We start from the raw sequence: 20,106 nt of genomic DNA, 5'->3' as shown, positions 1-20,106 counted from the left end.
TTTTGTTAGAGTTCAGGTAGTTCGAAATACAGTGTTTTTCGAAAAAAGGCCGACAGCCAAACTAAAATCCAATCGAATTCCCTCCGTCCACGGGCAGAGAAATTCCAGTGATGAATTTGGCGGCTTCCGAGGCCAGGAATACGGCAGCCCATCCGATGTCTTCGGATTTGCCCCAAGTACCCATCGGCGTGCGGTCCATCGCCTTGTCACGGCGGGCGGGGTCGCTATCCATAGCGGTGAGCATCATGGGTGTTTCTATAAAACCCGGTGCGATGCCATTTATCCTCACATTATGTGGAGAAAATTCGGTAGCCAGCGCCTTGACCATGCCCGCCACCGCCGACTTGGACGACGAATAGGCCACCACGCGGTCGATCCCGTAGAGCGCGGCCATGGATGTAATCATGATAATGGAACCCGCTTTTCGCTCAATCATCCGCTTGCCAGTTTCGCGGGTGATCGCGAATACCGCGTGGAGGTTGGTCTGCATGATTCGGTCGAAATCCGCGTCGGTTGTGTCCACCGCGTGTTTCTTCATATTAATGCCCGCATTATTGACCAAGATGTCGATGGGGCCATGCGCTTCTTCAATGCTGGCAACCAGCGCGGGAATGGTAGCCAGCTCAGTAATGTCGTGAACAAAATAAACGGCCTGATCGCCCAGCTTGGCGACGGCTTCTTGCAAGGCACTCTCGCGCCGACCGGTCAAAACTACCTTGGCTCCGGCTTGCACCAGGCACGCTGCGATGTGAAAGCCAATGCCGCTGCCGCCACCGGTGATGAGGGCAAGTTTGTTTTTTAGGGAAAATACGGCGAGTTGCGGCATAGAGTCGCTGGAAATGTTATCGGGCATGTTAGGAAAAGATTTAATGTGGATACCAACTAGCGTAGCTGGTAGGTGGCGGTTATCTTTTTAATTTCTTCCAGCGTACGGTCTGGCTTTTGGTAAGGCGCGGGAATGGGCATTTTAGAAAATTCCTGAAAATACAGCACGCAGGCATCCCGCCACCACAGCGCCTCGCGGCGCTGCGCGGCCAGCCGCCCGGCTACATCCGCAAATAGTTCCGGATCAACGGCTGGTTCCACTTTTGCCCAGTCTTTTTGCATCTGCACCACAGACTCAGCGCCTTCGTAGTACCGATGGCAAAGTTCATCCCACAAAGTACGGCCCGACGAGAGTTTTTTGTCCCAGGCTACATGATGGAACCACAGCAGGTAGGGCAGCGGGCAAGTTTCGGGGTCGCTCCATTGGGCTTGTACTTCGGGCGCGTACTGCGCCAGCGCATTACTACCCGTTTTGGTGCGATCAAAACCAATACCGTTGGCATCGGCCCGGTGGTAGTACACGGCGGTCCAGTCGGGGCGGGCGCTCCGGGCCAGCCAGGGTTGGGGGCCAAAGTGCAGTCCCTCGCCCATGATGTGGTGGAGGCCCAGCGGCGTGGTGAAGTTGACGTAGTTTTCGCGGGAGTTTAGCAGCAGATCGGTGATGATCGCAACGGCTTTTTCGTCCTGGGTGAACGTCATTCGGGTCCATTCCTGCGCGATGGCTTCGGAAGTAAGCATGTGGTCCCAGGCCAGCCGCCCGAAGGCGTACCAGTTGGCTTGTCCGATCATATGGCCTGTCCAGTTGCGGTCGGATCCGGTATTGGCCACGCCCGCCATGGCGGTCTTTTCGTAGCCGTGCAGCGTTCCGTCCACGACCTTTGCTACCGTCGAGCCTTTTCCCTTCACGTAGGTATCCGATTCCAGACATTCTTTGAAGAGCGGAGCCAGATAAACAAAGTTGGTGGAGAAGCCCAGGTACTCCTGCGTAATCTGAAATTCGAGCGCGAGTGGCGTTTTGGGCATGGCCCCGAAAAGTGGTGAGAAAGGTTCGCGGGGCTGGAAATCAATCGGACCATTCTTGACCTGAATGAGCGCATTTTCCTTAAATGTTCCATCCAGCGGTTTGAACTCTTCGTAGGCCGCCTTGAAGCGATCGCCATTCGGATCGGCTTTGTACACAAAAGCCCGCCAGATCACAACCCCGCCGAAAGGTGCCAGTGCCTCGGCCAGCATATTGGCTCCGTCGGCGTGGCTGCGTCCGTAATCCTGCGGGCCGGGTTCACCTTCGGAATTGGCTTTGACCAGAAAGCCGCCAAAATCGGGAATAGCCTTGTAAATTTCTTTAGTTTTGTCTACCCACCACTGCCTTACTTTCGGATCCAGTGGGTCAGAGGTAGCCAGTCCGCCGAGGATTTTGGGCGCGGCGGAGTTGATGGAAAGGAAAATTTTGATTCCGTAGGGCCGAAACACACCCGCCAGCGCCTGTACTTTGGGCAGATACTCAGGCGTCAGGAATCGCGCGCTGGCGTTGACGTTGTTCACTACCGTGCCATTGATACCGATGGAGGCATTGGCCCGGGCGTAATCCGTGTAGCGCGGGTCCAGGTTTTCCGGCAACTCGTACCATTTCCACAGCGAAGCTCCCGCATAGCCGCGTTCGATGCTGCCGTTGGTGTTGTCCCAGTGGTTGAGCATCCGGAGCTGGATTTTGGGGCTGGATGAAGCATCCAGTTGCGCCAAAGATTGTCCGGTTTGGATATGACGCAGAAATGCAAAACTACCGTAGAGCAGCCCTTTGTCAGTTTTGGCAGAAATAATAAAATCGGAGTTCGCTTTATAGAGGTGGTACCCCTCGTCGTTGGCGAGTTTCTCCGCCGGGTCGATTTTCAAAATAATCTTTCCGGCTTTACCCGAAGCCGTGATTTGGACTTGTACTTGTTTTCCCAGTAATCCCTGCAAGCCTAACTGCAGTTCTTTGGTCGCTGAACCAATCATGGGCGTACTCGAACCCGAAACAATAGATTGCAAAGCCGTGGCATACTGCTTTCGCTGGGCTTCGTTTTTAATCAAATCGTACTTCAACCATAGCCGGTAGCCATCGTCGGCGGATGCAGAAAAACCCAGGCAAGTACCAAGTACCAGCAGCACCACTTGCAGGGATCGCTTGATGGCCATTTCCAGTCCTCGTAACTCAGCCAGCGCCTTCAGGCGGCCAATACCCGAATAGCCGGGATAGGTTTTTTTGTTGAGATCGTCCAGCATCTGAAAACCGTGGTCGGGGCGCATGGGTAGTTGGGCGTTGGTTTCGTTGTCACTCTCTCTTCTCTTTTCTTCCTGCAAAAGAGCCTTAACTACCCCGTACATATCGACATCACCGTTCAGGTGCGGGGCTTCGTGGAAATTTCTTGTACCCAACTCGCGGCGAGTAGTGCGCAAATGCACAAAATGAATGCGGTCGCCGAAGCGCTCGATTATACCGGGCAAATCGTTGTCTTCCCGAACGCCCAGCGAACCGGTACAAAAGGTGATGCCATTGGCGCGAATGTCGGCGGCAGCCATAAGTTGCGCCAAATCAGCTTCGGTGCTAACTACCCTGGGCAAGCCCATCAGCGGACGCGGGGGGTCGTCGGGATGGATGCACAGGTTTATCCCGAGTTGCGAGGCCGTCGGGGCAATCTCTTTGATGAAATAATACAGGTTTTCGCGTAGCTGCTGGTCGCCGATGTGAGCGTATTCGTCCAGCAGGCTTTGAAAAACGGCCAAATCAAAAGCTTCCTCCGAACCGGGTAAACCGAGTAAAACGGTATCGGTCAGTTTGGCAACCTCTTCCGGCTTCATTCCCTGGAATTTTTCCAGGGCAGAGGCCTGAATTTCGGGTTCGTAGTCGGCGGCGGCATTGGGTCTTTTCAAAATATACAAATCGAAAAGCGCGAAATCTTCCCACACAAACCGCAGCGTTTTCTGCCCTTCCGGCATTGTGTAGTCCAATGCGGTGCGCGACCAGTCTAATACAGGCATGAAGTTGTAGCAGACCGTCTTGATGCCGCAGATCGCCAGATTCATCAGCGACTGCTTGTACTTTTTAATAAGCTGGTCGCGGTCGGGTAGTCCTTTCTTGATGTGCTCGTGAACGGGCAGACTTTCGACCACCAGCCATTTCAGCGGATTGTAGCGGTTATTGTCGGCTTCGATAATCCTTATTCTTTCTTCAATCGCCTCCACCGACCACACCTCACCTACCGGAATTTGGTGCAAAGCACTCACAACGCCACTGCACCCGGCCTGCCGGAGGTCCATCAACGATACCGGGTCGTTTGGCCCGAACCAACGCATGGTATGAATCATTGTCCGCTGGTGCCGATGGGTGAATCGTCAACTTTTACGTCGCCGACGACGTACTGCATGCCGTCGAGCAGATATTTCAACAGCGCGGGATGTTCGGTGTAGCTCTGGGCATTGTGCGAGGGCGAGGCGTAGAATACCCGGCCCTTGCCGTAGCGCTTGATCCAGGAAATGTACTTTTTGGCTTCGGGATTTTCGCCCTTCAAACCCTGAATTTCGCTGGTATTGAGATACAACAAAGGATGAAAATCCTGCTTGCTGTACGCGACATTGAACATATAGGCTTCATCCACGTGGGTAAAGCCCTTACCGTCGAAGGCTTGCAGCAGTGGGTTGCCAGGATCAGCCAGTTGTACTTTGAGGGGCTGTTGTTTCGGATGATAATCAAAACTACCTCCCATCATTTCGCTGAATTCCATCGACTTGTTCTGCATTACGATGCCGCCGTGAAGGGCCATCAGGCCGCCGCCTTTCTTAACAAAACTTAAGAGATTTTCTTCCAATTCCTTCGCTTTGGCGGTAGTTTCAGCTTCCGACAGCGATTTGTTTTCGCTCAACTTGTCGTAGAATAAATCCCGGCGTGGATTGATGGAGCAGTTGTTGTTAAGTACCACAGCGTCGAACTGTTTAAGATTATTTTTCTCAAACATGGCGATGTCGTTGCTGGATACTACTTCGAAGGCGCCACTTTTCTCGCCCAGAATCTCGACTACGGCGGCGGTATGTGGAACTACCCAGTGATTGAAGCCCGTGAAGAGGGAGAAGAGCAGGACTTTGTGCTTTTTCTTGGTGGGAAAGGTAGTTTTGGCCGGGGCCAATTTTTCAATTTGGGCCTTCCAGGCGTCGGTTAACGCGATGGGTTCGAGGCTTTGCGCGTGGAGTATCTTGCCAAAGGAAAGGGATACGCAGAACAGGAATACCAGGAAACGATTTTTCATTTGCATGCAAAATTGTAGTTTATTTACTCAAAGGACGCAATTTCCTCAATTTAACCCTTTTTGATTAAACGGATGGATTGGCGTAATTAGTTTTGCTCTAAAAAAGAACCCTTGACACTATCCAATGGCCGCTATCGCGCTCTTCGACGCCACCCAAAAAACGATTCAAATTCAAGCCCGGCTGATTTTCTACGGCTCGGAAGCTACGCCCGAAGCGGGGCGGGCCATCGTGGAAGAAATCAACCGGATGTACAACGAACCCAAAGCGGAAGTAACGCTAGCGGGAAAGTCCTACCGCGTCTTTTTTGTCATTGAGTACGCACTTCTCACCACCGAGGAAGCCACGCAACTCATCGCCCAAAACGACAATTTTCAAAATAACTTCATCCGGTTGGAAAAGGAGAATATCGTCACGCGTTCGTTCATGGGCTTCGGTCTGGGCGACAACGTGGGCCACTGGATCGTGAGCGACCAACTGGGCCAGTCCACCACGGCTGCGCACGAGTTCGGTCACGGCATGGGGCTGGACCACCCAACCCGCCTCGACTACCGGGGCAGCGGCAGTCCGCCGCCGATTATGGCTCCGCGCGGTACGCTGGTCGATGCGCAATACCAATGGGAGCCCTCAGCCAAAGCGGGCGAAGTAGGAGGTACAATGAAGCCTATCCACCGGCGCGTTACGGTAGAAGAGATACAGCAGATCGTCGAAAACATCACGATTCGTCCCGACAAAACGGGCTACCTCGGACGGCTTTCAAACATTACTTTCGATGAAGTTGGTAGACACAGCACGAGTATGGGGTAGTTTATAAAAACAATAAAATAAGGCAATAAGCGATACCTATCAGTCTAACAGGCGCTCCACCAAAATATCCTCATCAAGTTCAGGCCAGTGAATTCCCTCGCCGTTGCCAATAAAACGCCAATTGGCGAGTTGCTCATTTGTAGCATCCCTCAAATTAGGAAACCACTCCAACGGCACGGCCAACTCTCTACCGTCTTCCAGAAACACGACCATTTTGTCTTCAGAAAATGACAGATTAATGGCATTATGCGATTTAGTTATTGCCCAAGTGCTCATTCCATTTTGCTTTAAAAAGTTCAGAATTATCTTCAATTATGCTTCTGATTGCTTTCAACTCTTTGGAGTTAAATTTAGCAGATTTTATCAAAACAACTGGTTCAATGATGAATTTTGCCGTTTTGTCCGCTTTCTCAACGTGTATATGTTGAGGCAGATGGTCGTTGCTATAAAAAAAGAAGCGGTAACCGTCTTGAATCAGAATCGTCGGCATAATCAAATTCCCTTTACTCCCAATTCATTCCTCAATGTCGTGTCGCCGGGCGAATTGTGCGACCAGTAATCCGAGCGGATTTGCTCCGTCTTCACGGCGCGGGTCGTAAGTACCTTCCCACGCGAGGGGTAGGTTTCTTCCCAACCCGCGATGGCGTGAGGAAAAGCTTTGTCAAAAATGATCCGAAGCTCGCGCTGAGCATCAGGATAATTCAGCGAATACTGTTGCAAAGATTTTCCGGTAAAGGCATCGCCCGCATAATCGGTCAAAGTACCCACAGCTTTTTGCGGTTCTAGCTTTTGTCCGGCAATGCGGGCAGCGTAAGCCGCCGGGATGACGCTGGTTTCTCCTTTCGGCAAAGCCTGCGGGTCCATCCGTAGCCGCGTCCAGATTTCGTCTTCCAGCCAGGCGGCGTCGATCTTGAAATCTTCCGTGGCGTCCTTCTCAAAGTACGAGCGCTTCATCACGTCGTATTTGCCGCCGTCGAGGTTGAGCTGCGTATACACCTGACCACACCAATCCTGGGATGACATCGTGACCTTCTGGCTGCGTTCGTATTTTTTGGTGTTGATCGGCGTAAACACTGAACTGTACAGCGAATAATCGTAAATCCCCGTAACGAAACGGCGGATGGAATTGAGCTTAAGTACCGAAGTCGCCTTGTCCTTGGCGTCCGATTCCAGCTTCACCTGTTTATCGGTGCGGAAGTCTTCCGTCACGAAAATCAGAACGGCCTCGCCGGGGTTGATCGCGCCGTATTGTACCTGATCCAGTTTGTACCGGCTGATTTCGGCCTGCCCGTTGTACCAGTAATCGCGGAAGTTTTGCGGAGCGGTGTAGTTGTCAGTGCCGCCCGCCAGTTGGCAGCTCGCCCAGATCGCGCTGGCAGCAAGAACAATGAGTGAAGAGTTTAGCTTTTTCATATGATATCGAGTCACGAAATTTCCAAATGCTTCTTCCGAATCATCAGACCATTGTTTTCCCCAGCCATAGCCCCAGAAAAGAAGCTAACAGACAGAAAATCAAGCTCAATCCGACATTAATAACGGCATCGCCCCAGCGATCGTTCAGCAGCATCGCCAGGGTCTCGTTGCTAAACGTGGAGAAAGTACTGAATCCGCCACAGAAGCCTACGGCAAGGAAAGCGCGGTAATGCATCGCCAGTTCGGACTCACGCAGCGCCATCCAACCCGTGAAGAATCCCAGAATCACGCAAGCCAGTACATTAGCGGCCAAAGTACCATAGGGCAAATTTACTGAGTACGCCGCCAGTCCGCGTCCGACTCCGTAACGGGCCAAACTACCCAGGCCACCACCTAAGAAGATAAGAAGGAGGTTGTTCATAGCGGCAAAATAGCAGGATTTCGGGAGGTTTTGCCAAAGTTTGGGGTAGTTGCCAGCCTTCGCCGCGCCCGACTGCTGCCAGTACTGATATCAATCGGTCATGCCAGTGTTCCGTTTACGGACTTTATTGACTTGTCAGCGTTTTTTTCGTTTGTAAGCTGTTGATAGACGCCATCCCACAGCTTGATACGGCTCTTCAGAGCTGCAATTGTAGCTTCGGTGGCTTCGGTCCAAAACGCCTCGTTATTGTCGCACAGATTAGCCGTCATTTTTAAGGCCAGATTGCTGTGGTGGTCGCCGTCTACTTCTATGTGACGTTCGATGTAGTACTTGAAAATAGAGATGTCGTTGGGGAATTTTTCGTGTATCTCGTTGACAATTGATATGAACATTCCCGGAATCAGATCTTCCCGTCCGAAGGTGAACACGGCTGCCTGCAGGTAATCTTTTTTGCTCTCAATCGTCTGAAACGTGAATTCCACAAACTCCCGGGCGGCAAGCGGAGTACCCGACGTAGTAAGAGCAGTTTTGAGATCCTTACCTCCTTGTAGTTCATTTATAAAGCCTTCGATCTGCCTCGTATCTGCCCCACACTGTTTCATGGCATCCAGGTACAACTCAAAGTGGCTCGTTCTTTTCCCATCCAAATCGACGTCTGATTCCTCACCTACCACAATCTCATTGATAAGATAGCGGGTATCAGCCGAACCCACCGGAAACCAGGGAATGGATGTACAGGTCAGATTATTTTGCAGGGCTTTCAGCAACGACATAAAATCCCAAACGGCATAGACATGGTATTGCATGAATACCTTCAAATCATCAACATCCTTAACAGCTGAGTATACTTTATGATTGATGATTTCCTGCCGCAAGGGTTCGATTTCCCTTTTTATTTTCTCAATATGCGTGATCATTGTTGTTGGCAATTAGTGGGTATAAGTGGTAGTTCATATAACTCATACTTACGCTTAAAGTTTTGTCTATAGATTGAGTTGGAGCGGCCTGTTTGTCACATAAAGAGCTTGGATGCGGATTCTATTCCAGAGAAATTCGGAGGAGAGGAACATTTGACCAGGCAGTTTCTTTTCCTCACATCCCCAGCAGTGGCAGATGCTTTACCTCATGGTATCTCAGCGCGGCCTTAATGCACCTTTTCACCTCCACTTCCGGGACCTCCTCGTCCAACTGAAAAACGATGGCGCGGTCTCCTTCGAACGTAAACAGGTCACCAAAAACCGTTTTGAAAGCGGGCACCAACCGGCTGGTGCATTTGAAATACATCGCATACTGACCGGGCCTTTTTTCCTTCCAGTCCATCCGAAGGGTGCTGCCTTTTTTGGTCAGGTAGCTGGGTTCGCCCCATTTCAGGGTTTCCTCCAGATCGGTTATTTCCTCAGTTTCATCTGCCGTTTCCAACACCAGCCTTCTCAGGTTTCCCATCCTCTCCCGCACGAAATCAGGGTAGTTTTCGAAAACGGATTTTACTTCCGGGCTGGTGTCGAGGGAAAAAAATTTCTTTAAGAGTGGGGTTGTCATCGCGTGCATTGGCTTTGCGGGTTTGCCTTTCCTTTAACCCATTATGGAATGGTTTTTTCTCAATCTGCTGAATCGCGCTGTCAAAAATCTAGACAGCGTTCAGGTTTGGCTACAAATTTCAATGGCCTGATGGAGATGATGAGTCGTTGTTTCTGGCTCATGCCTCGACTAAATTACCAACTCCCTAATCCTATGTAAAGGCTGGTTTCGAAATTTAAGGTTTACGCTCTGTTTTTCAAAGTTATGGGAAATTGGCTGGCACATCATATACTTTTTTTCCTATTTTAGGACGGAACATCCCTTATAAGGGGGTTCAGTAGTTGGGCTGATTTCGCCAAATGCCATCCTATATTGCAAGATAGCCAGAGAATTTTCGAGGCACGGACCAATTGTGAGAGCCTGATATTTAGCTGTAAATCGAACTCAACTTCTCCGACAGGTTATAACAAACTTGATAGTGACATATACCACACTGACCTATTACGCGTGACAGAATCTTTTTCATTATCCCAGCAATACGTTCAATTCTCCAGGCTCATCGAGACCCACACAAATGACAAATATTGGTTGTGGAAGGTTACCGCTTTTTGCGCCATTTTATCGTGGTGTTTAGCGGTTCCAGCTTATTCAGTTATGGCCGACGCAGATGCCTGGGCCTTCATCAAAAACCAATCGCATAATATCCTCGATCCGGCAGGCCTGGATCACTATGTCCGCCGCGAAAATATGATCATGCGCTGGACCTTGCCCCTCCTCTTCTATATTACCCGCAGCGCAGTGCTCATTCTGCTTATACAAGGACTTCTAGGATGTGGATTCCTTTATTTATTTCTACGGGAAGTTTTTCGAAGCACCGGCGACCGGGTGCTGACCGTCCTCATGGGGCTGGGGCTTTCAAATATGTTTATCTTCTCCTGGTTTTTTGTGGATACGATTGGTTATGGTGATGGATTCGCCTATTTCTTTCTAATGCTGGCGCTCGTATCTCGTAAATCTCTGCCAATCTTTATTTTTCTCCAGATTGCTTTTTTTACTGATGAACGTGCCCTGATAGGTGCAGGTTGTGTTATTCTGTGGTGGACAACCAAGGAGGCGCTACCAAACCAACATAAGGATCATACCTTCGGTAATTTCCTGAAAAAAGCGTTCACACCAAGAACCTGGGTAGTGATAGCAGGGGTGGGGGTATATTTTGCATTCCGCTCCTACATCATGGATACTTATTTCCCTCACCACACTTACAGCACCGTTGGCGAACCCGTAATGTTTGCGGACGCCCACCGTCAGGGGCTGGGCGGTAGTTTGTGGTTCGCTTTTGAGGGTATGTGGCTGATTCTGGGGATAGCGGGTTTTGTGCTATACCGCACAGGTAGGTTCTGGCTGCTGGCTGCCCTGACGGTAGCGTTCGTGATGCTATTGATAACCGGCATTTTTGTTCACGACATCAACCGAGATTACGGGTATGGCTTTCCTTTATTATTGATTGCCAACCTGATTCTTGCCAGGTGTATTCCCCCGGCCGAGTACCGAAAATTAGTTTTCGTCAGTGCCTTCTTCTGCATTGTTAGCCCCATGTGCTATACAATGGGATACAACAAGGTAATATGGGCAGAGCCCTTGCCTGTAAAGGCAATGATGGCCCTCGACCGAATCAAGGGTTGGGGAACCTTTGACTAAGCACTTTTCCGGCAGCAGTTGGGTAAAGATTGATCCAGAGCGGATCGAGTTAGCACCGAACAACTATAAAATGGTTTGATCAAGTACCTTATAATTCACACAAAAAACAAGTAGAAAACTACTGCTTAGATAGTTCCACTGTTGCCCACATCTGGCTTTTTGAGCAGAGTGTCGCAGGAACCAAATCTTACGATATATGATAAAAGAAAAGATCAAATTCATTGACTATTGGGCAAAGCAACTTGTTTTGCAAGAACAAATAGAGGAAATCAAATCTTCAACATTTACAAAAATAATATTTAGCATTGATGGGCTCCTGTTTATACTGCACATTTTAATTATCACGCCTTTACTGTCTGATCCGATTTATGATGTGAGATCGGAAAATGGATATCCTGAGATGTATCAGTATTTTAAAGAATTCATTATAGTTGTTTTACTTCTGCGCATTGTTCTGAAAACGAAAATAATAACCTTCCTCATTTGGGTATTTTTGTTTGCCTATTTGCTATTTGATGATTCTTTCCAGATTCACGAAAATGTAGGGTACTATCTAGCCAACACATTGAGCTTACCGCCTTTATTGGGTTTGAGAATACAGGATTTTGGCGAGCTGCTGGTCAGTTTCACGGTCTTTAGTGTTTTATGCCTTTTCCTTCTCCTATTTTATAGAACTGCTCCGGTTCTGTTCCAACGGGCAACCATCGTGTTTTTTATCCTGCTTTGCATGCTTGCGTTCTTCGGCATTGTCGTCGATATGTTGCATGTAGTTGTTGCTTCCAAAAGAATTACGAACTATGTATTGGGATCAATTGAAGACGGCGGTGAGATGCTGGTAGTTAGCCTGATGACAGTATATGCCTATTACTTGAATTTCTGTTATTCAAGCCAATTACTGCGCAGTTAGAAGCTTTCCGTATTGATTATAAGGTTTAGACAAGCAATGATTCGTAGTGAGTACCTCATCATACTCAGGATTCTATCCTCTTCCGAACGCAATTCGGATAGTTTTTGAAAACGGAATCTACTTCCCGGCTAGTAGTGAGGTTATGGTTTTTCATTTGAAATTGACAGATATTTAGTCCTCGCCTCTAATTTTCTTCAAATGCTCTATATCATCCATATCCTTCTTGCGAGCGGTTGCTTTTTTGTCCTCAATCAGATCAAGATAGCTTATGTAGTGAATTGGAGTTCCTTCTATATCTACTGTTCCTTTTCTTTGGTAGGCTTCGAAGAATTTGATATCGGCTTTGATTGAAGGTAAAGCATCGAAAGTAAAATCATCAAATTCAAATTTGAAAAACGATTTTCGGGGATTTGGGATTTGCTCATCTCTGAATTTAGAAATATCCTGCCCTAATTCTTCAAGAACTTTTAAAAAGTTGAAGTAATTGGTATAAGTAGGGTTATACCAAATATTAATATCAAGTTTATCGGCTAGTTTTCCGGCAGCATTTGAAGATATTCTGAAATATCCATTGAGAGCTACCGCAGTACCTCCGATTATCAAATAATGAATTTGGTACTTTTCCAGCAGCTTGCAAACACCCAATAATTTCTCCATAAGACTGTCTCCCATAAAACTCACTTGGATTCATTATTTTTCTTCTGTTGCACTGAAATTGAATAGATCTGTTTCAGTACTTCTTGAAACTTTTCATGTTTCATTAAACTCAATTCGTAATTCTCAGCTCCCTTTTCGCTGGCTTTCAATTCTTCAAAGGAGTTAAATTTCCTGACTGTCTTCATTTTCTGAGTAGTTTTAAATAATTGGGTATCTGAGCATCTGTTTTTCATTTGCAGATATCCACGTTACTAATGTAAGGAAATGCAACGCCAGATTTCTAATCGGAGTTAGCGGATTGCCCTTCGGGAGTGGTGGTGAGGTTGAGATATTTGATAATCCCATCTGCATATTCTAAATAACTGCTCAATTTTAGCGATTACCCAGCTAACCTCATTCTATGACGAGTGCTGCATCTCCTCATTTGCAACGTAATCGCGATCCGCGAAAATGAAGTAAAACAAGAGAACACCACAAAAAATCCGCCCAACTCCCTCCATTTTCCAAAGTTATCCTTACTTTCGAAAAAAGCCTCTCTCCTCCCTCTATGCAAAAAACCGCTCCCCGCCACGAACTACTCAAAATCCTGGGCGTTGGCTTCGGCATCGCTGTCACTATCGGTGGCACCATTGGTACGGGTATCCTGCGCAAGCCCGGCCCCATCGCCGAACAGCTCGGCGATCCATGGCTTATCATGGGCTTATGGGCGGCAGTGAGCTTGTACGCTTTACTGGGTACTTTGTGCACCATCGAGTTGGGTACTTCGGTACCTCGTGCGGGGGCCTGGTACGTGTATGCGCAGCGCGCCTTTGGCGACTATGCGGGCTTTGTGGTGGGGCTGAACAGCTGGTTCGGTACCTGCGCGGCGCTGGGTTTTGGGGTCTATACCATGAGCGAGTACCTGGCTTTGCTACTACCACAACTTCTTGGCTATGAGCCTTACCTGGCCGTGGCAATGCTGGCGACACTGGCCGCCTTACACTGGATTGGGCTGGCGCTGGCAAGCCAGTTTCAGAACGTAATGAGCTTTGTCAAAGCCGTCGGTCTATTCGCTTTTGTGGCTTTCTGCTATATCTACGGACAGGAAGTTACGGCGGAACAGACGATGGCCACTACCAGTCGTATTGCCGAAACGGGTAGTTGGCTGGGGCCGATGATATTTTCGTTACAAGCCATTTTCTATACCTACGACGGCTGGCACACCGCCGCCTACTTCGCCGAGGAAGACCGCGATCCGACCCGCAACCTTCCGCGTTCCATGATCGGCGGCGTCAGTCTGATCATCGTCATCTACCTGCTCTGCAATCTGGCCATCCTGTATATTCTGCCAATGGATGAACTGGCGGGTTCAAAACTGGCCGCCGCCGACGCCGTACGGCTCATCTTCGGCGAGCGCTCGGGCAAATTCGTGACGCTATTCCTGATGATTTCAATTTTGGGCATTGTCAACGCGCAGCTTATGTTTAATCCGAGGGTACTTTACTCTATGAGCCGCGACGGACTTTTCGTGCGGGCCGGAACGCGCGTCAACGCGGGCGGTACGCCTTCCTTCGCCATGCTGATCACGGCAGGGCTAGCCATTACGTTGATTTTGATCGGAAAAGAAGCCTGCGAAAAGCTCTCGGACATCGCCACATTTTTCTTCGTGTTGGGCTACACGTCGGGCTTCGCCTCGCTGCTGGCCCTGCGGCGTAAGGAGCCGGATTTGCCCCGTCCCTGGAAAGTACCTGCTTACCCGGTCTTGCCCATCGTGATGCTGATCTTGTCCGTCGCTTTTCTGGTGGGGGCCGTGGTGCAGGATTTGCCCAGTTCGCAGTTTGCGCTGCTGTTTCTGGCCATAAGTTACCCGCTGTACTTGGGCGTAAAGCGACTGAACCGCTGATTTTTTATTTCAAAACAAACAAATCAAACCTGAGAAAGGCCTGCATGAGACGACTACTCCCATTCTTTGTCTTACTATCCCTGTTTATTTCATGTACGGCAAAAAAGCAGAATGACAAAGTAGAATTTAAGGACCTACCCGCTTCGGGGCTCTCCGGTCGGGAGCTGTCGGTGGCGCATTGTGGCCAATGTCATGCCTACGTAAGCCCCGAACTACTGCCGAAAAGTAGTTGGCGGGATGTGCTCCCGGCTATGGGTCACCGGATGGGAATATACAGTGGCGGATTCAGACCCGATAGTTTGTTTGATGCCGCCAAAGGCGGCGCGGTAGTGCGCGCTGCCGGCATTTATCCTGAAACGCCGGTTGTGGCCAAAGAGGACTGGCAAAAAATAGAGAAGTTTTATTTCGACAATGCGCCCGAAATCATCCCACCTCCACGGCGCGAGAAGCCCATTCGAATAGGGTTAAAACACTTCAAGTACCGGGAAACCTCCTTTTCTCATCGACCTGCTCTGACCACCATGGTCAAAATTCTGCCTGACAAGCGAGGGATCGTTTACAGCGATGGAAAGGGAGGGCGCAATGTTTTGACCTTTCTAACTCCGGCGCTTCGGGAGAATTACAGCATTCCGTTGAATTCAACGCCCATCCAGTTTTACGAGAAAGCAAATGAACAGTACCTGACGACAATCGGGAACGGCGTTTTCCCGACGGATGCATCCAATGGTACTATGCAGCGATTGGTAAAAAACGGATCAAGCTTTAAAATGGGGGCCGTTGCTATTTCGAATCTGCGACGACCCGTTTCTATGACTCACGGAGATATGAACAATGACGGGCATGACGACGTGGTAGCCTGTGAGTTTGGCAATGAAACCGGACAGTTGGCCTGGTACAAAAACAACGGAAGAGGAGGCTACGACAAAAGAATTTTGCGCGAAAAACCCGGTGCGATCAAGGCCATTATTAAGGACGCCAACAACGACGGATTGCCAGATATCTATGTACTGATGGCGCAGGGCGATGAAGGCATTTTTCTGTACGAAAATCAGGGAGGGGGTACTTTTCGGGAAAAGAAATTACTCTCCTTCCTGCCACTTAATGGCTCTCAATATATTGAGTTGGCCGATTTCAACAAAGACGGCTTCGATGATATAGTTTATGTCTGCGGCGACAATGCCGACAAAACGCCAATTTTGAAAAATTACCACGGTATTTACATTTTCCTCAATGACGGAAAATCCAATTTTGAGCAATCTTACTTCTACCGGTTAAACGGCGCTTATAAAGCTATGGTACGGGATTTTGATCTGGATGGGAAGCTGGATATTGCCGCCATTTCTTTTTTCCCGGACTACCTTCGCTATCCCGAGGAAAGCTTTATCTATTTGAGAAATAAAGGAAATTTGAAATTTGACGATTACTCATTTCCCGAAGCCTCGAAGGGAAGATGGGTGGTAATGGATGCCGAGGATATGGATGGGGACGGAGATACCGATCTGGTATTGGGTTCTTTTGTGTATTTATTACCGCAAGGCGATACCACCGGCCTAGGCAAAAAGTGGCTGTCTACCGGGCCTTCGGTCATTGTGCTGGAAAATACCATTCGTTAGGCTTAGTATTGAGCCTGTATTTATCACCTCTCCTCGGCTGATTCAATTCCGCAGGTTTTTATGATTACCAAGTAATTATTAGAAAAACACACCTTATTCATACAACATACTATCCCAACGCGAAATGCAACTACAATTCCACGGCGCGGCCCGAATCGTTACGGGCAGCAAGCACCTTATCACTACCGACCTGGGTACCAAAATATTACTGGATTGCGGACTTTTTCAAGGCATCCAGACCGACGAACTGAACCAGAACTTCGGCTTCGACCCCGCCGAAATCGACTACCTCGTTCTTTCTCACGCTCACATCGACCACAGCGGGCTGATTCCCCGTTTGGTAAAACAGGGCTTCAATGGACCGATTTACTGCACGGGCGCCACGGCAGATTTGTGCCAGATCATGCTCATGGACAGCGCCTATATTCAGGAAAAAGACGTAGACCGCATCAACAAGCGTCGCCGCAAGCAGGGCCGCGAGCAACTGGAAATGCTGTATGATTCGAAAGACGCCGAACGCGCATTGGATTTGCTGAAACCCGTTCGTTACGGCCAGAACTTTCAGCTCGGCAAGGACGAGGTGGATGTCTTCTTTACCGATGCCGCCCACATCATCGGCAGCGCGGCGGTCAATATGAACATCAAAGACGGCGGTACTTTCAAGAAGCTGACTTTTACGGGAGACATCGGGCGGCCCGAGGACAAAATCCTGCGGCATTGGGATGCGTTCCCTCAGGCCGATTTCATCATCTGCGAGTCTACCTACGGTGACCGCCTGCACGAGGCGCAACCCGACCTGCAGGCTCACTTGCAGCGCATCGTGCACAAATGTTGCGTCGAAGATCGGGGCAAGTTGATTATCCCGGCCTTTGCCATCGACCGGACGCAGGAGCTTATCTATGCCCTCGACCGCTTGTCGAGCGCGGGCCAGTTGCCGCGCATTCCGGTGTACATCGACAGCCCGCTGGCGATCAAAGCGACCCGGATCATGAAGAGCAACGAGGCCTATTTCAATCCCGAAATTCTGGAATACATCGAGCGCGACGGCGACGCCTTCGCGTTTCCCTACCTGCACTACGTCTCGGACGTGGCCGACTCCAAGGCCATCAACGACCGTGACGAGCCTTGTATCATCATTTCGGCGTCGGGCATGGCCGAAGCCGGGCGCGTGAAGCACCACATCAAAAACAATATCGAGAAACCCACGACTACAATTCTATTCGTAGGCTATGCCGCGCCCCATACGCTGGCGGGGCAACTGAAAAACGGCGAGAAAAATGTCAGGATTTTCGGGCAGGATTTCGAAGTGAAAGCGAATATCCAGTCGCTGGAATCTTTCTCTGCCCATGGCGACTACAACGAGATGATCGACTTCCTGTCCTGTCAGGATGCATCACGGGTAAGCCAGCTATTTCTCGTCCACGGCGAATACGACACCCAGGCTGCTTTCAAGCTAAAACTTCAGCGCGAAGGCTTCAGCCACATACACATCCCGGAAATGCACGAGCGGGTAGTAGTGTAGGTTGTTGAGTTGTTGATACGAGAAAAAAGACGTTAGGCTCATCTGCTCCACCCGACTCAAAACCTTATGCGATTCTACCCATCAACTTTGTCGCTCTGTGGCTTTGCTACTTTAAAAGCTATTGCAGCTTCTTGATCACCTCCTTCTTGTCAAAAATTACCCGCCAAACGGCGAAGGGTAGTTTTTGATCAGGAAAGCATTCCTTGCAAATAGGACTACTCTTGGGAACGGGGGCGTTGTACACCAGCAGGGTATCGTTGAGTTTTTGCACATTGTCGAACTGCGGCAGGTCTTTTTCGGCATTGTAAACATAGGCACCCAGCAGTTCGCGCTCTTTGGGAGCCAATGTGGGGTTTTCAGGAGCCAGGATACCAAGAAGTTGAATGTTGACCACGTACTGTTTCTCGATGGTGGCAATGAGCGGCACGTGCCCCAGATTGGCGCAGTACTTCAGCGCCTCATCGGGGTGCTGCGCCAATTCTTTTTCCAGTCCTTTTTGGATAATAACGGCCATTTCCTTGCCCCATTCGTCCGCCGCTGCCACGAGTTGGGCGTCGGTGACGCGCCTGATCTTTGAACCCGCTATCTCTTCTTTCAAGGCCTTGGTCTGATCGATCCGATTATCGGTATTGCATCCTCCGGCGGCAAGCACTAGGAGAAGCAGCAGGACAGACGGTTGCGATAGATTCCTATTTTTAACTTTCATATATTTATTTTTCAATACTAACGACCCCAATTTGGCGCCGACCCGCTGGTTCACAAAATATTCCAGCCACGAAATTACGTATCTTTGCGCCCCCAAACGAAGGAATGTAATTGATAACAACATGCAAGATAAATTAGAAGCCATCAAAGAACGCTTTCACGAGGTGGGCCAGCAGATCATCCAACCCGAAGTGGTTAACGATATGCAGCGTTATACCAAACTGAGTAAGGAATACAGTGATCTGGAGAAGGTAGTTAAACAGTATGACGCCTACCAGAAAATCCTGAAAGATATTGCCGGAGCCAGGGAACTCGTCAATACCGAAAAAGATCCGGAGATGCGCGAAATGGCCAAGGAGGAACTCAACGAACTCCAACCCCAACAAGAGGCCATGGAGGCGGCGTTGAAAGAAATGCTTATCCCCAAAGATCCCAACGACAGCCGTAACAGCATTCTGGAAGTTCGGGCGGGAACGGGTGGTGACGAAGCGGCCATTTTTGCGGGTGACCTGTTCAGGATGTACCAGCGATTTTGTGAAAAAATGGGTTGGCGGCTTTCCATCCTCGACTTTACCGAGGGTACCAACGGTGGCTACAAGGAAATTGTGAGCAAAGTGGAGGGAGAAGACGTGTACGGCAAGCTCAAATTTGAGTCAGGCGTCCATCGCGTGCAGCGCGTTCCGGCGACCGAGTCGCAGGGACGAGTGCATACTTCTGCCGCAACGGTGGCCGTACTTCCCGAGGCGGAAGAAGTCGATGTGGAAATCAATATGAACGACGTGCGCGTGGATACCTTCAACTCTTCCGGTGCGGGCGGGCAGTCGGTGAACACGACTTACTCTGCGGTGCGGCTTACGCACATGCCGTCGGGTCTGGTGGTGAGTTGCCAGGACGAGCGTTCACAGCTCAAAAACAAGGCTCGCGCTCTCGAAGTACTTCGTTCGCGGCTTTATGAGATCGAGCTGAAAAAGCACAACGACGCCATCAGCTCGCAGCGCCTGTCGATGGTCGGCAGCGGCGACCGCTCCGATAAGATCCGTACTTATAACTACCCTCAAAGCCGGGTGACGGATCACCGCATTGGCTACACGGTTTATAATTTGCCGACGGTCATGGAAGGCGAAATCGGCGAATTCATCGAGCAGCTGCGTATCGCCGAAAACGCTGAAAGAATGCAGGAAGGGGAAACGGTATAGGTAGTTCTGCGTTCTTAGTTCAACGCTTTCGGATTGCAAAAGCAGACTGCACAGGTGTCAAACTATAAGAAAGACTTCGCAAAAACGGCGAACTATTTCTTCCCAAACTCCTGTGGGTAAGTTTCCTGCTTGTATTTTTCAAAGGCAACATTTTTGTAGAAGTCGCCGCCGAAGAAGGTTATAATTTCGTGGAATTCTTTGGCTTTCAGGTAGCCGGGCAACGGCTGAATCATGTGTAGTTGCTCGTCCAGAAACACCGTGCTGGGGTAGCTCAGTTTGTTCTGTAGAAGACTGGCCGCAAATTCGTGAACGCCGCTGTTGCCTTGCTGGACAAATTTGAATTTCTGACCGCCCAACGTGACTTCTTCGCGCTGCTCGGCGTTGAATTTCACGGGGTAGTAATGTTTGTTAATGTACTCCACCACCTTGGGGTCGGTGTAGGTTTCACGATCCATCACTTTACACCAGCCGCACCAGTCGGTGTACACGTCGATCAGAATTTTGCGCGGCTCCTGCTGGTTGAGTGCAAAAGCCTGTTCCACCGTCAGCCACTCGATTTTAGCGGGTTTCTCGCGCGGCACATAGGTTTCGGAACGTAGCGCGGTAAAGAGAAAAATCAAAGTTATGGCCAGTACGGCACCGACGAGAAGACGTATCATTTTGA

The 20,106-nt window shown here is 49.6% G+C and carries 19 protein-coding genes and 1 pseudogene; 7 read left to right on the top strand and 13 right to left on the bottom strand.

Features of this window, described 5'->3' with window-relative positions; all coding sequences use genetic code 11:
* Nucleotides 1–61 precede the first annotated feature (61 nt).
* The 4 genes and pseudogenes from IE117_RS00225 to IE117_RS00215 form a co-directional block, all read right to left on the bottom strand.
* A complete protein-coding gene (locus tag IE117_RS00225; protein WP_229580072.1) occupies nt 62–853 on the bottom strand; it encodes an SDR family NAD(P)-dependent oxidoreductase in 792 nt (263 codons plus the stop codon).
* A 29-nt stretch (nt 854–882) separates the two neighbouring features.
* Nucleotides 883–3,000 carry an alpha-glucuronidase family glycosyl hydrolase gene (locus tag IE117_RS26185; protein ID WP_229580616.1) on the bottom strand — a complete coding sequence of 706 codons (2,118 nt, stop codon included), beginning with the start codon at nt 2,998–3,000 and terminating at the stop codon, nt 883–885.
* Nucleotides 2,977–4,170, bottom strand: a pseudogene (gene uxuA / locus IE117_RS26180) (mannonate dehydratase); the annotation flags it as partial. The gene IE117_RS26185 and the pseudogene uxuA, both read right to left, overlap by 24 nt.
* Complete coding sequence (locus IE117_RS00215; RefSeq protein WP_189562239.1) at nt 4,167–5,105, bottom strand: ThuA domain-containing protein; 939 nt, start codon at nt 5,103–5,105, stop codon at nt 4,167–4,169. The gene IE117_RS00215 and the pseudogene uxuA, both read right to left, overlap by 4 nt.
* Before the next feature lie 124 nt (nt 5,106–5,229).
* Here IE117_RS00215 and IE117_RS00210 point away from each other — a divergent pair, with 124 nt between their 5' ends.
* Nucleotides 5,230–5,910: a M10 family metallopeptidase domain-containing protein gene (locus IE117_RS00210; protein WP_189562237.1), complete on the top strand. Its 681-nt coding sequence runs from the start codon at nt 5,230–5,232 to the stop codon at nt 5,908–5,910.
* Nucleotides 5,911–5,949: 39 nt separating this feature from the next.
* Here IE117_RS00210 and IE117_RS00205 read toward each other — a convergent pair whose 3' ends face one another.
* From IE117_RS00205 to IE117_RS00180, 6 genes are all read right to left on the bottom strand, one after another.
* Complete coding sequence (locus tag IE117_RS00205; RefSeq protein WP_229580069.1) at nt 5,950–6,222, bottom strand: DUF2442 domain-containing protein; 273 nt, start codon at nt 6,220–6,222, stop codon at nt 5,950–5,952.
* Nucleotides 6,164–6,400: a DUF4160 domain-containing protein gene (locus IE117_RS00200; protein ID WP_189562233.1), complete on the bottom strand. Its 237-nt coding sequence runs from the start codon at nt 6,398–6,400 to the stop codon at nt 6,164–6,166. The genes IE117_RS00205 and IE117_RS00200 overlap by 59 nt, the downstream gene beginning before the upstream one ends.
* Nucleotides 6,401–6,402: 2 nt before the next feature.
* Complete coding sequence (locus tag IE117_RS00195) at nt 6,403–7,323, bottom strand: hypothetical protein (protein ID WP_189562231.1); 921 nt, start codon at nt 7,321–7,323, stop codon at nt 6,403–6,405.
* A gap of 43 nt (nt 7,324–7,366) precedes the next feature.
* Nucleotides 7,367–7,744 (bottom strand): fluoride efflux transporter CrcB, encoded by a 378-nt coding sequence (gene crcB, locus IE117_RS00190; RefSeq protein WP_189562230.1) that lies wholly within the window; start codon nt 7,742–7,744, stop codon nt 7,367–7,369.
* Between the two features lie 98 nt (nt 7,745–7,842).
* On the bottom strand, nt 7,843–8,661 hold the full coding sequence (locus IE117_RS00185; RefSeq protein WP_189562228.1) for a DUF3050 domain-containing protein: 819 nt from the start codon (nt 8,659–8,661) through the stop codon (nt 7,843–7,845).
* 175 nt (nt 8,662–8,836) lie between these two features.
* Nucleotides 8,837–9,283, bottom strand: a complete 447-nt coding sequence (locus tag IE117_RS00180; RefSeq protein ID WP_189562226.1) for a DUF1801 domain-containing protein — start codon at nt 9,281–9,283, stop codon at nt 8,837–8,839.
* 486 nt (nt 9,284–9,769) lie between these two features.
* Here IE117_RS00180 and IE117_RS00175 point away from each other — a divergent pair, with 486 nt between their 5' ends.
* Nucleotides 9,770–10,960, top strand: a complete 1,191-nt coding sequence (locus IE117_RS00175; protein WP_189562224.1) for a hypothetical protein — start codon at nt 9,770–9,772, stop codon at nt 10,958–10,960.
* Between the two features lie 196 nt (nt 10,961–11,156).
* On the top strand, nt 11,157–11,867 hold the full coding sequence (locus IE117_RS00170) for a DUF8692 domain-containing protein (RefSeq protein ID WP_189562222.1): 711 nt from the start codon (nt 11,157–11,159) through the stop codon (nt 11,865–11,867).
* 171 nt (nt 11,868–12,038) lie between these two features.
* Here IE117_RS00170 and IE117_RS00165 read toward each other — a convergent pair whose 3' ends face one another.
* Complete coding sequence (locus IE117_RS00165; RefSeq protein ID WP_189562220.1) at nt 12,039–12,524, bottom strand: hypothetical protein; 486 nt, start codon at nt 12,522–12,524, stop codon at nt 12,039–12,041.
* A gap of 547 nt (nt 12,525–13,071) precedes the next feature.
* Here IE117_RS00165 and IE117_RS00160 point away from each other — a divergent pair.
* The 3 genes from IE117_RS00160 (at nt 13,072) to IE117_RS00150 (ending at nt 17,541) form a co-directional block, all read left to right on the top strand.
* On the top strand, nt 13,072–14,406 hold the full coding sequence (locus tag IE117_RS00160; protein ID WP_189562218.1) for an APC family permease: 1,335 nt from the start codon (nt 13,072–13,074) through the stop codon (nt 14,404–14,406).
* 44 nt (nt 14,407–14,450) lie between these two features.
* On the top strand, nt 14,451–16,019 hold the full coding sequence (locus tag IE117_RS00155; RefSeq protein ID WP_189562216.1) for an FG-GAP repeat domain-containing protein: 1,569 nt from the start codon (nt 14,451–14,453) through the stop codon (nt 16,017–16,019).
* 124 nt (nt 16,020–16,143) lie between these two features.
* Nucleotides 16,144–17,541 carry an MBL fold metallo-hydrolase gene (locus IE117_RS00150; protein WP_189562214.1) on the top strand — a complete coding sequence of 466 codons (1,398 nt, stop codon included), beginning with the start codon at nt 16,144–16,146 and terminating at the stop codon, nt 17,539–17,541.
* A gap of 118 nt (nt 17,542–17,659) precedes the next feature.
* Here IE117_RS00150 and IE117_RS00145 read toward each other — a convergent pair whose 3' ends face one another.
* Nucleotides 17,660–18,247, bottom strand: a complete 588-nt coding sequence (locus IE117_RS00145; RefSeq protein ID WP_229580067.1) for a hypothetical protein — start codon at nt 18,245–18,247, stop codon at nt 17,660–17,662.
* A 121-nt stretch (nt 18,248–18,368) separates the two neighbouring features.
* Here IE117_RS00145 and prfA point away from each other — a divergent pair, with 121 nt between their 5' ends.
* Complete coding sequence (gene prfA / locus IE117_RS00140) at nt 18,369–19,442, top strand: peptide chain release factor 1 (protein WP_189562212.1); 1,074 nt, start codon at nt 18,369–18,371, stop codon at nt 19,440–19,442.
* 92 nt (nt 19,443–19,534) lie between these two features.
* On the opposite strand, the gene IE117_RS00135 is transcribed toward prfA, so the two are convergent.
* The gene (locus IE117_RS00135; protein WP_189562210.1) at nt 19,535–20,101 is read right to left on the bottom strand and encodes a thioredoxin family protein; all 567 of its coding nucleotides are present in this window, start codon (nt 20,099–20,101) and stop codon (nt 19,535–19,537) included.
* Nucleotides 20,102–20,106 lie beyond the last annotated feature (5 nt).

Source organism: Persicitalea jodogahamensis, from assembly GCF_014651615.1.
GTDB lineage: Bacteria > Bacteroidota > Bacteroidia > Cytophagales > Spirosomataceae > Persicitalea > Persicitalea jodogahamensis.
Note: the sequence above shows the minus strand (reverse complement) of the source record. Positions and strands in the feature narration are given on the sequence as shown.

Bases quoted from the DNA above. Each gene is read 5' to 3' on its own strand.
- prfA (WP_189562212.1), top strand. From the start codon at position 18,369: ATGCAAGATAAATTAGAAGCCATCAAAGAACGCTTTCACGAGGTGGGC.
- IE117_RS00160 (WP_189562218.1), top strand. From the start codon at position 13,072: ATGCAAAAAACCGCTCCCCGCCACGAACTACTCAAAATCCTGGGCGTT.
- IE117_RS00135 (WP_189562210.1), bottom strand. From the start codon at position 20,101: ATGATACGTCTTCTCGTCGGTGCCGTACTGGCCATAACTTTGATTTTT.
- IE117_RS00225 (WP_229580072.1), bottom strand. From the start codon at position 853: ATGCCCGATAACATTTCCAGCGACTCTATGCCGCAACTCGCCGTATTT.
- IE117_RS00200 (WP_189562233.1), bottom strand. From the start codon at position 6,400: ATGCCGACGATTCTGATTCAAGACGGTTACCGCTTCTTTTTTTATAGC.
- IE117_RS00215 (WP_189562239.1), bottom strand. From the start codon at position 5,105: ATGAAAAATCGTTTCCTGGTATTCCTGTTCTGCGTATCCCTTTCCTTT.
- IE117_RS00165 (WP_189562220.1), bottom strand. From the start codon at position 12,524: ATGGAGAAATTATTGGGTGTTTGCAAGCTGCTGGAAAAGTACCAAATT.
- IE117_RS26185 (WP_229580616.1), bottom strand. From the start codon at position 3,000: ATGGCCATCAAGCGATCCCTGCAAGTGGTGCTGCTGGTACTTGGTACT.
- IE117_RS00170 (WP_189562222.1), top strand. From the start codon at position 11,157: ATGATAAAAGAAAAGATCAAATTCATTGACTATTGGGCAAAGCAACTT.
- IE117_RS00195 (WP_189562231.1), bottom strand. From the start codon at position 7,323: ATGAAAAAGCTAAACTCTTCACTCATTGTTCTTGCTGCCAGCGCGATC.
- IE117_RS00180 (WP_189562226.1), bottom strand. From the start codon at position 9,283: ATGACAACCCCACTCTTAAAGAAATTTTTTTCCCTCGACACCAGCCCG.
- IE117_RS00210 (WP_189562237.1), top strand. From the start codon at position 5,230: ATGGCCGCTATCGCGCTCTTCGACGCCACCCAAAAAACGATTCAAATT.
- crcB (WP_189562230.1), bottom strand. From the start codon at position 7,744: ATGAACAACCTCCTTCTTATCTTCTTAGGTGGTGGCCTGGGTAGTTTG.
- IE117_RS00185 (WP_189562228.1), bottom strand. From the start codon at position 8,661: ATGATCACGCATATTGAGAAAATAAAAAGGGAAATCGAACCCTTGCGG.
- IE117_RS00150 (WP_189562214.1), top strand. From the start codon at position 16,144: ATGCAACTACAATTCCACGGCGCGGCCCGAATCGTTACGGGCAGCAAG.
- IE117_RS00155 (WP_189562216.1), top strand. From the start codon at position 14,451: ATGAGACGACTACTCCCATTCTTTGTCTTACTATCCCTGTTTATTTCA.
- IE117_RS00145 (WP_229580067.1), bottom strand. From the start codon at position 18,247: ATGAAAGTTAAAAATAGGAATCTATCGCAACCGTCTGTCCTGCTGCTT.